General features: G+C 32.7%; 11 protein-coding genes. 5 read left to right on the top strand and 6 right to left on the bottom strand.

The window, feature by feature from the left end; genetic code table 11:
• Positions 1–83: 83 nt before the first annotated feature.
• Positions 84–536 carry a hypothetical protein gene (locus tag FTV13_RS15215; protein WP_180012520.1) on the bottom strand — a complete coding sequence of 151 codons (453 nt, stop codon included), beginning with the start codon at positions 534–536 and terminating at the stop codon, positions 84–86.
• A 105-nt stretch (positions 537–641) separates the two neighbouring features.
• Here FTV13_RS15215 and FTV13_RS15210 point away from each other — a divergent pair, with 105 nt between their 5' ends.
• On the top strand, positions 642–965 hold the full coding sequence (locus FTV13_RS15210; RefSeq protein ID WP_076755242.1) for a hypothetical protein: 324 nt from the start codon (positions 642–644) through the stop codon (positions 963–965).
• A 247-nt stretch (positions 966–1,212) separates the two neighbouring features.
• On the opposite strand, the gene FTV13_RS15205 is transcribed toward FTV13_RS15210, so the two are convergent.
• Both FTV13_RS15205 and repM read right to left on the bottom strand, forming a co-directional pair.
• Positions 1,213–1,749 carry a plasmid replication DNA-binding protein gene (locus FTV13_RS15205; RefSeq protein WP_179993448.1) on the bottom strand — a complete coding sequence of 179 codons (537 nt, stop codon included), beginning with the start codon at positions 1,747–1,749 and terminating at the stop codon, positions 1,213–1,215.
• Positions 1,750–1,815: 66 nt separating this feature from the next.
• Positions 1,816–2,745 carry a replication initiation protein RepM gene (repM, locus tag FTV13_RS15200; RefSeq protein WP_180012518.1) on the bottom strand — a complete coding sequence of 310 codons (930 nt, stop codon included), beginning with the start codon at positions 2,743–2,745 and terminating at the stop codon, positions 1,816–1,818.
• Between the two features lie 969 nt (positions 2,746–3,714).
• Between repM and FTV13_RS15195 the strand changes: the two genes are divergently transcribed.
• Together FTV13_RS15195 and FTV13_RS15190 are read left to right on the top strand one after the other, a co-directional pair.
• Complete coding sequence (locus tag FTV13_RS15195; RefSeq protein ID WP_180012516.1) at positions 3,715–4,374, top strand: plasmid mobilization relaxosome protein MobC; 660 nt, start codon at positions 3,715–3,717, stop codon at positions 4,372–4,374.
• Positions 4,375–4,507: 133 nt separating this feature from the next.
• On the top strand, positions 4,508–4,906 hold the full coding sequence (locus FTV13_RS15190; protein ID WP_114541415.1) for a hypothetical protein: 399 nt from the start codon (positions 4,508–4,510) through the stop codon (positions 4,904–4,906).
• A gap of 226 nt (positions 4,907–5,132) precedes the next feature.
• Here the strand turns inward: FTV13_RS15190 and FTV13_RS15185 are convergent, their stop codons facing one another.
• A complete protein-coding gene (locus FTV13_RS15185; protein WP_180012514.1) occupies positions 5,133–5,579 on the bottom strand; it encodes a BLUF domain-containing protein in 447 nt (148 codons plus the stop codon).
• 1,005 nt (positions 5,580–6,584) lie between these two features.
• On the opposite strand from FTV13_RS15185, the gene FTV13_RS15180 reads away from it, so the two are divergent.
• Both FTV13_RS15180 and FTV13_RS15175 read left to right on the top strand, forming a co-directional pair.
• A complete protein-coding gene (locus FTV13_RS15180; protein WP_030423737.1) occupies positions 6,585–7,013 on the top strand; it encodes a hypothetical protein in 429 nt (142 codons plus the stop codon).
• Between the two features lie 207 nt (positions 7,014–7,220).
• Entirely contained in the window at positions 7,221–7,832 is a 612-nt protein-coding gene (locus tag FTV13_RS15175; protein WP_004889724.1) for a recombinase family protein, read from the top strand.
• A gap of 703 nt (positions 7,833–8,535) precedes the next feature.
• Here FTV13_RS15175 and FTV13_RS15170 read toward each other — a convergent pair.
• Positions 8,536–8,862, bottom strand: coding sequence for a hypothetical protein (locus tag FTV13_RS15170; protein ID WP_005407416.1), 327 nt, complete (start codon positions 8,860–8,862; stop codon positions 8,536–8,538).
• A gap of 46 nt (positions 8,863–8,908) precedes the next feature.
• On the bottom strand, positions 8,909–9,004 hold a 96-nt coding region (locus FTV13_RS15165; protein WP_143242124.1), incomplete at its 5' end, for a transposase domain-containing protein.

Raw genomic sequence — 9,004 nt, 5'->3', positions numbered from 1 at the left:
GCAAGAGATGCGATGGATGTCTGGTGATTTGTAGTCATAAATTTTAGTCCCCACTTGTTTTTAAGTGGGGACTAAATTAAGGCTTATAGGATGAATTCATAAGGTGTGTTCAGCGGACGCTTACGTTCTTCAATTGGTCTTATGAGTTTATTAATAACTATAACTTGTGAGGTATCACAGCCATGATCTACTTCAGTTATCCAAGAATAATTATTTTTTTCTAGAGGATAGGAGCCGCCTCCTCCATATGCTACTTTATCACCTAAAAAATAAGTGTCTGAATCTACTTTTAAGCTCTTAGTTTCTATATTCCAATCTATAGTTTTCGTAGCAAAAATTGGCAGAACTTTAGAGCCATCAGCATGTTCTAGATATAAGCATTTACCTTCCCTAATGAGCTTAGCCTCACTATAACTTGCATTATCTGCTCCCCCTGTATAGTGAATACGTGGAACAACTATATTTGATTCAATTTTTTCTGTAACTGGACTACAGGCTGCAAGAAAAATTAATAAAATAAATTCTAATCTTTTCATATTAAAGGAATTTTTGAGAAAATAATAATAGAGAAATTAAAGCAAATTATTCCAAAAGGCTCTGATTAAAAATTGTTAAAATTAGTAGATATATGGGAGAAAATTATGAAAAAATTTTTATACTTCAATTGCTTATCTTTTATTTTTACTTATTTATCTTTGTTTTATCAGAAATATACATTGGTGGATCGTATAGTTGTAGACAAGCTTGAAAAAGTTAAAGTCATTGGAGGAGGATTTCCCTTACAGTTTTTAGTAGATGGTGAAGTATCTCCAGGTGGGAGTATAGCGCTAGATCCTTTAAATATTATTATAGGAATAGATCAATTTATCTTCTTATATTTTATTTTTGATTATTTGTTCTGGATAAGTATTTTATTTGCTTTTTACATAATTTTGAAAAGGTACAAACTAAAACAGATTTTCTAAAATTAACATAATACACCTTATACGAAACGATCCGTAAAATCCCTTTTAAAACAATATTTTATGTTATTAAAAAAAGCCTAAGCACCCACTCTTAGGCTGTTTTAGTCATTTTTCATGTTCCACGATTATTTATTGATCAATGTTCCACGGTTTTATTCAGTTTTAATAAACCTCATCCGGTTTTTTGGTGAGTCATTATTTCATGTGCTTGCACTGAAATTGGCTCATCAAAAAACTGGAGTCCTGGCTAACCATACGGAAGGAAAAAACGGCTCAGGAAGCCCCTCTTCTTAGGTTCAGGCTCAACGTGTTCAGGGACAGGGATACGTTTGTTCTCTGGAGTAGTCAATTCGTCATAGTTTGACTCAGTCTGTGGCCGAGGATCTGTTGCTATATCCTGTTTAAAGCTCTGATCGGTAAATGTAGTCATATTGGCTTTTGGAGCTTCTAGTAAGCGCTGCATAGCTTCAATCTGTTCTTGATAAAACGATTCACGTTCTAAAGATTGATTTTCTCTTTGTATTGCCTGATTCAATTGTTTTTCCAGTATGTCAACTTGACGTTTTAGTAAGTCAACTTCTGTCAAGTTTTGACTGTTAATTGATTGACTTTGATTGACAGTATTCTCTTTTTTTTGTGGTTCCCCAAAAACTCTTAGGGCCTCTGAAAAGTCAATTAATCCATCAGATCCTTTAGATAAATTTCCTTTGTTTATATGTGCATATATAGCTTGTCTTGAATATCCATAAAGCTTAGCTAACTCTGAAACTGACAGTTTTTTCATTATGTAAACCAGTTTTTAACTTGTATTAATACCTGATTGTTAACTTAACAATTTCAATTAACAATGTCATTGAAATCCTACTTTTCTGAGTAAAGGAAGTAATTCCTTAAATTTCTCCGCATCTTGCAGCATGGCAGCTATACGTACAGCAAACTGCTGATAGCTTTCTGTGCCTTGTGAATATTTGCTCATCTCAGGAAGCTCGGAGAGCTTATTGGCAAATAGATGGCGTTGTTTATCTGTTATTTTTGAAAAGAGGTCTAATGTATTCGGATCTCTTTTAGATTCGACAGAATGCGTGGCTGATCTTTTCTGTTTAAAGCTAAATGAAAAGCCAGTAATAGATCTACCAGTTTTATGCTGTTCAACTTTGACAGTGATATCGGTATGTTCATTTACTTGTTTTAATGCAATGTCTAAAACATATTTTTTAAAATCATACATTCGTTTGTATTCAGTTTCGAGTACACCTATTTTTTGTCTAAAATCATAAATAGTTATGAGAGGTGTTTTTCCAGTACTACGCCATGCAATCAATATTTCATATAAACGAACAGCATAAGCACTTGTTAAATTACTTATTTGTTGTATTTCATACTTTGTAAATTGTTCTTCTAACCTAGTAATTAAAGGCACAATAGCAGGGGCAAAAATGAGTCTAACAACAGCTTCATTATCAATATAAGCCACCTCACTCACCCATCTTGACTTGTGATTAATAATGTTACCTTTTTCACTAAGACTCTGATAACTGAATTGTCTTGCAAACAAGTCATCGCAAGCATCTTTTAACGCCTGATAAGCCGTATTTCGATGTACACCAAACTGATTAATATAACTTTCAGCATGAACTGTTAGTGGATCATTAGCATTTATCCCTTTACCCGATTCCCTGGCTTCAACAATAGCTAGGAGAATTAACCTCTGTTCAACTAGATCAAGGTTATAACTAGCATTGATTAAGGCATTATCTTTAACAATTAGCTCTGTTTTCATATGAAAAGATTATATTTTTAATTCAATAAGACGAGGTTATACAATTAGCTCGCTTAATGCAAGGTAAACCTCGTTTTAATGCAAGGTAAACCTCGTTTTAATGCAAGGTAAACCTCGTTTTAATGCAAGGTAAACCTCGTTTTAATATCTCTAGAACTATTATGAATAAAGGATTACAGGCTATTTAAAAGCATTTAAAAGCTTAAAAATAATTAAAAGCCCAAACCATGAAAAATTGCCCTTGGTTTTCGCTTCGCTCAAACTCTATTGAATCTCGCTTTCGCTCGATTCGTCGGGGCAATTTTTGATTCAAATTTTCGTGACTTTTAGAAAAAGCAAAAGCACTCGGAATTCGCTTCGCTCATAAAACTTTTTATTCGAGCTTCGCTCGATACATCAGCATAAATCTCGAATCGCTTTGCTCTGTTCTTGTTGAGAATAGGCTTATGCAGCTTTGTAATCAGGGAAAAGACTTCTAGAATTTTAATTTTGGGACGTCACTCGTAGACACTCGTTCGGTTCTTAAAAGATAAGCATGAAAACATAGTCTAATTTGCTCTCATTTGCGATTTTTAGCCCCTATTTACCATTTTATAAGTATATGGGTGCTTTTCATTTAAATGAGCCTTAAAAACGCATTTAAAAGTGATCTTCAATCATATTTAAAAAACTGGGTTCTAGCTTTTGAGATTTTTTCATTTTTGATCAGCAGATCAGAATGCACGCTTACGCGTTTCTCTTTAAGAAACTTAAATCAGATATCTTCAATTGGCTTGATTGCACCAGTTTTTAATGTAGTTCTTACTCCTGAATATCATTTAAAAAATTAGTCATGACAAAGAAAAATAGGGGAAATGCAAAGAATTGATTTCTAGGGCAGGATAGGCAACAGCCGTTAAAATTGCCATTTTGTCACCCAGACTCTAAAATATAGAGCTGCAAAATATCACTTTGCTTACGGAATTAATCATGACTAAAGACAATAAGATTTCTTTTAGAATTGATCGAGCGGTGCTTGATTGGTGGGAGGCAAAGTGTGAGAAGCAAGGCGTTAAGAAAGGTGAGCCATTTCAGAAAGCTTTAGAAACTGCTTATAAAAAAGAAAATGATCCTGCATTTTCTGGACAGGATTTTTCCTTGCATCTGGATAATGATTTAGCTGAAAAAATCTTTAGTTTGGCCCAGGCAGAGCAGCAAGATCCGAATGAATTGATCATGGAGCTGTTAAGAGAAAAAATTGCTGAAAGGGAGAAAGTAGAAGACACGATCGATGTTTTTGAAAAAACCACACGCAAAGAATTAAGAATTAAACCAAGTTTATTAAAGAAAATTGATGAAAGAGCATCCCTAAGCAAAATGAAGACGAATCAATATATTCTGTCTGTACTTACCGCAAACGTCACAAAAGATGCTCATTTTTTTGGGCAAGATGAAGCTCATTTGCTAGGAGACTCTAATGGGCAATTATCAGCTCTAGGACGTAATCTCAATCAGATGGCGAAAGCTATGAATCAAGGTATTTATGAGGCATATGACCGTGATTTTGTGGGTCGCATTCATGAACTCATCAGAGCTCATATACGTCATGTTTACAAACTGTTAGAACAGAATAAGAGAAGATGGGAATAAAAGTTTAGTCATGACTAAATTTCGCATAAGAGATTTTATGTTAAGTGGCCATTCATAAATTGTTTTATATAGGCTTAATTATGTTACTTTCGGAATTTCAATCCAGAAGAAATTTGATAGGGGCTATACATTTATGAAAGTAAAAATTGCCTTATTGACTCTTTTATTTATATCAAATGCTAAAGCTACTCCGTTACCTTTTGTTGATCCGCCTTTGTCATCTTCAAGTCAATCATTTTTGTACACAAGTGCTTTATTGATGGCATTAAAATCAGAGGCTTCTATGAATCTTGCTGCTTTGAAAAGATATCCAGTAGAAGGTAGAAAAAAGCAATTATTAGTCCAAAATAAGTTATGTGATATAAATAGAATTATTCAAGAAACAGAAGAATTTATGATAGTTAATAAAAAGTTTTATGGAGATACTTTTAATGAAATGTTTGATTCCTTGAATAAGCAAAAAAATGAAAATTTGGCTAAACTGGAAGCAGATTGTAAGGTATTAAGTAAAGAATTGAGAAATTTTGGCTAATGCTAATAGTCTAAATTCCATATTAACTTCATTCTCTTTTGATGCTAAGAAGATATATAAAGAGATTTTATAAATAATGAATGAAAGTTCTTTATCCGACATACACACCTCGTTAATTAGCCATTTTATCTAACTAAAGAGTGTCTACAAAATCGGTGGCTATTCAATAATCAATAATTTTTTAGATTTAGCTATACAGGATGTTTCGTCCTGTATAGCACAGACTCTATGCTCTATTAGTATCTAGAGTATAGTAAGAGTCAGACTGCTTAGCTAAAAGTTCAATAAACTGAGGAATTGTACTTGCACTTAGAGTATAAGGATTAAATTCATCTATATTATGCTCAGAAAAGAAATCAATAATATCTTTATGAATGATGGCATATTTCATATTCCATCGAGAAAAGAGATTTTCACTAATATCTTCAGAGTACATTAACTCGCAATTTTTATGACGAGAATCTTTCAAAATTTTTTCATAGAATAAGTTTTCTATTTTATCCCTTTCACCTTCTAAACATTGCACAAAATAACCATTTCCATAATAGAGAACCCCACATATAGAGTTTAACGAATTAAATCTTATAGCTTCAGTGAGAATATCAAATAAGTCATTTTTAGGATTATCGCAATCATATAATTTACTTACATATAAGATTCTTGCATTACTCATTACAGCCTCAGTACATATAAATGGAGAAATAAATCTTGAAATTCAACCAATCAAAGTTAGACTTGCAGTAGTAAGTAACAAAAATAGATATATAAAAGGAGCGATATAAATTTACCTATACCTAAGCTAGATAAGTTTTATATTTGAGAGGCCGCTACTTGTATAGTTTCCAAATTTTGTAGCGCATCACAAAATGTAATTTTTTACTTTCTCATCACTGCTTTAGATACAGTCATGGTGAAGATCAAGACGAGTTGAGATAAGCATCTAAACAATATTTATAACCATGAAAAATCTACCAATTAAAGAGTGCTAAGTTGAACCTAGTGAAGCTATATTGATAAAATTGCTAATATTTTTCTGGAAATATTTGGCTATTTACCTAGGATAGAATATCTTTAAGTATTATAAGAAGTAAATTTTTTCTTAAAAAAAATTAATAGTTATTATCGATAATTAAGACGATTTTTATTTTATAAATAACTCGTTAGACATTCTTAATGTTCCAATGAAAAACCCCAGCATCCTGCCGGGGTTTTTCATTGGAACATTAGGTTTTTGTGCTCTTGCATGTCTTATATAGCGCCATCCTGGTACTTATTTTTATTATATGGAACTTCCTGTTCCTGACCATTCAATAATATGAAAATTCTGCTGTTCTAGATAGCCGCAAAGGGCCGAGATTGATGTGAGCCAAAGCGTACAAAATAGCCTAAATTTTATCCACAGCAATTGGGGATAGTTTCGCAACCTGGAACCGCATGAAATAGGCACTGATTGCGAAATTGATCATTTATTAATCAATTTTCTTGGCAAAATGTTACAGATTCGCCTAAAAACTCACCAACTTATTACAAAAGGCGTTTTTTTACCTTTTCTTGGTTATGACTAAAATTTTAAGTGATTGATTTAAATATTAATATACAAGTGTACTTCGTATAACCGCCATTATGTTAAAATCGTTATAGTATTATTATTTATTGAGTAGATAAGAGAATTAAATTAGTGAAATACTCAAATGAAAAAATAGTAAAAGCTCTCTTACTTTCTCCTTTACCACTACTTTTTTTTACAGCAGTCCTGTTTATCGTAATGAATCAGGAATACAGCCTATACTCGATTTTAGTGGTTCTTGTAGGGCACGGTCTTGTCTACTTGGCTTATTCTATTTTGACTGTACCTTTCAGCTTCATATTCTCAGTTCTTTTAAATCGTTATAACAGTCTTAATTTATTAACTATCTGTATTGCCTCTATAATTATTGCTACTCCATTTTTTATTCTTTTTGGATGGAGTCACACAGGAGAAATTTCGAAAGAGTGGTGGAAGATGTATACAGATACATGGACTATCTTTATGGCTCTATTTCCTGGCTTATGTTATTGGCTATTTCTGATTAACCTAAAAGATAAGAAATCAAAGAATATTGAATAAACCATTGCATAGAGATTCTTAAATTTCCCTAAAATTAACATAATACACGTTATACGAATTCCCAAGGCATGGCTCTTAGTCATGCTTTTTTTATCAAAAGAGTATAGCTGAATGATAGCGAGCCAAATCGCATACAATATCTATCATTAGACTTAATGCAATAATTAAATGATAGTGTTATCATTAATCTAACAGAATTAAGATTAAATGATAGAAATGAATACACGTATTTATCTACGAGCTTCAACTAAAGATCAAGATGCAGAAAGGGCTTTGCAGATTCTTCAGGATCTAAACCAAAACTTGAATTTGGGCGAAACCATTGTGTACGTGGAAAACTATAGTGGTACGAAGTTAGACCGACCTGAATTGAATAAGCTACTGTCAGAAGCAAATCAAGGTGACACCTTGTTGGTTGAAAGTATTGACCGATTATCACGCCTAACCCAACAGGATTTTCAAGAGCTGAAGCGCAGGATCCAGGAGAAGGGACTTCGTTTAGTCGTAGCAGATCTTCCTACTACCTACCAAATGATTCAAACCAGTGACAGCATTACTCATTCAATCCTGGATCTCATCAACAATATGTTGATTGATCTCCTGGCAACAATGGCCCGCCTGGACAATGAGAAACGTATAGAACGTATTAAGCAGGGCCTGGCACGTTCGGGTTACAAACCAACAGGTAAGAAAGCCAATGAGGCTAAGCACAAACGAATAAAAGAATTGCTAGCAGCTGGCAATATGACTAAGGAAGAAATTGCCAAAGCAGTGAATTGTGGAGTTGCAACTGTTTATCGAGTTGCTAAAGTCATTTAAAAAGGCTTGTATCAGTGCTTCCCTTATGTCATATCTATTTAGAAAGGAGCAAGGCATTCTTAAAGATCAAAAGAAGGGATTAATGATGAAAAAGCATTTGATTTTCCTTGTTTTTATAGTGATGGTTTTTATTTTAGCTCTAGTTGTAAAGATTAATAATGATCATAAAAAAGGGCAAGCATTAAAGAAATTGGAACTAGTTGAAAAGCAAATCCATTAGGTAAAAATTGACTTATACTTGTTTAAATAACGCTAATAACTAAGCCCAAAGAACACCTATACCCAGTGCTACACACGCTTAGTTTTTTATATTTTAAAAGAGTATTTTAGCAAATATCATAAAAGACCGATCTATTCTCAAGCCGGTTTTTTATATCGCCGAGCATCATGGCCTCATCATAGATATATGAATATTAAGATAAATAAAAAGCCCTATAGTCTCTCCCGTTACTATAAGGCTTATAAAACGCTGTAATTTTTTTCTTAATTACCTACTTTTCGATGTAAGTTATGAATATATTTTACCTATTGGTAAAAATAAAGATATAAGACAAAAGATGAATACGTTAGGAATTCCGCGTAAAAACTACTAATTTCGTATAACCGCCATTATGTTAAATGGATAGTTATTTAGTGGAAAAATCAAGTTTTTGAAATTTCAAATTGAAGTTTTTTCGTTCAATTAGTAATTGTAATTTATATTCTATTGAATAACTATTTCATAACTTTTCCTATCATATTTGGCTGCATACGTAGCTACTTCTTGATTAATCTTTTTATGATTTTTATCTAAATATGAAAAGATTATTGAATCCTCATTGTGCTGCTCGTAATTGATGGCGTATTTATATTCTGAATAAGGATAAAGAGTACCTAAGCTATAAGTTTTTTGAGCACTAATATAAGTTACTTTAAGGTCTGTAATTGGATAATCAGTCTGATTTTTAATAAAAATATATCCATTTTTTTCAAATGGCTGGCATCCTATAAGTAGAACTAATGTAAGACAGTAAAATAGGCTATTCTTCATTTTGGTAGTTCTTCAGTAAGCGTCCGCTGAACCCCATGCCTATTTTTTAATTTGAGTTGGATTTCCAGCGATGTGGCAGTAATTCTTCTATTTGGGTCGCTTTATGTGTCGGCAGCCTTTTCAGCACATCACTGAGATAGGC

Origin of the sequence: Acinetobacter sp. YH12235, assembly GCF_013417705.1 — a bacterium.
In the GTDB taxonomy this organism is placed as follows: domain Bacteria; phylum Pseudomonadota; class Gammaproteobacteria; order Pseudomonadales; family Moraxellaceae; genus Acinetobacter.
Note: the sequence above shows the minus strand (reverse complement) of the source record. Positions and strands in the feature narration are given on the sequence as shown.

Excerpts from the sequence above, each read along its gene's own strand:
- FTV13_RS15215 (WP_180012520.1), bottom strand. The coding sequence starts at position 536 with ATGAAAAGATTAGAATTTATTTTATTAATTTTTCTTGCAGCCTGTAGT.
- FTV13_RS15210 (WP_076755242.1), top strand. The coding sequence starts at position 642 with ATGAAAAAATTTTTATACTTCAATTGCTTATCTTTTATTTTTACTTAT.
- FTV13_RS15205 (WP_179993448.1), bottom strand. The coding sequence starts at position 1,749 with ATGAAAAAACTGTCAGTTTCAGAGTTAGCTAAGCTTTATGGATATTCA.
- repM (WP_180012518.1), bottom strand. The coding sequence starts at position 2,745 with ATGAAAACAGAGCTAATTGTTAAAGATAATGCCTTAATCAATGCTAGT.
- FTV13_RS15195 (WP_180012516.1), top strand. The coding sequence starts at position 3,715 with ATGACTAAAGACAATAAGATTTCTTTTAGAATTGATCGAGCGGTGCTT.
- FTV13_RS15190 (WP_114541415.1), top strand. The coding sequence starts at position 4,508 with ATGAAAGTAAAAATTGCCTTATTGACTCTTTTATTTATATCAAATGCT.
- FTV13_RS15185 (WP_180012514.1), bottom strand. The coding sequence starts at position 5,579 with ATGAGTAATGCAAGAATCTTATATGTAAGTAAATTATATGATTGCGAT.
- FTV13_RS15175 (WP_004889724.1), top strand. The coding sequence starts at position 7,221 with ATGATAGAAATGAATACACGTATTTATCTACGAGCTTCAACTAAAGAT.
- FTV13_RS15170 (WP_005407416.1), bottom strand. The coding sequence starts at position 8,862 with ATGAAGAATAGCCTATTTTACTGTCTTACATTAGTTCTACTTATAGGA.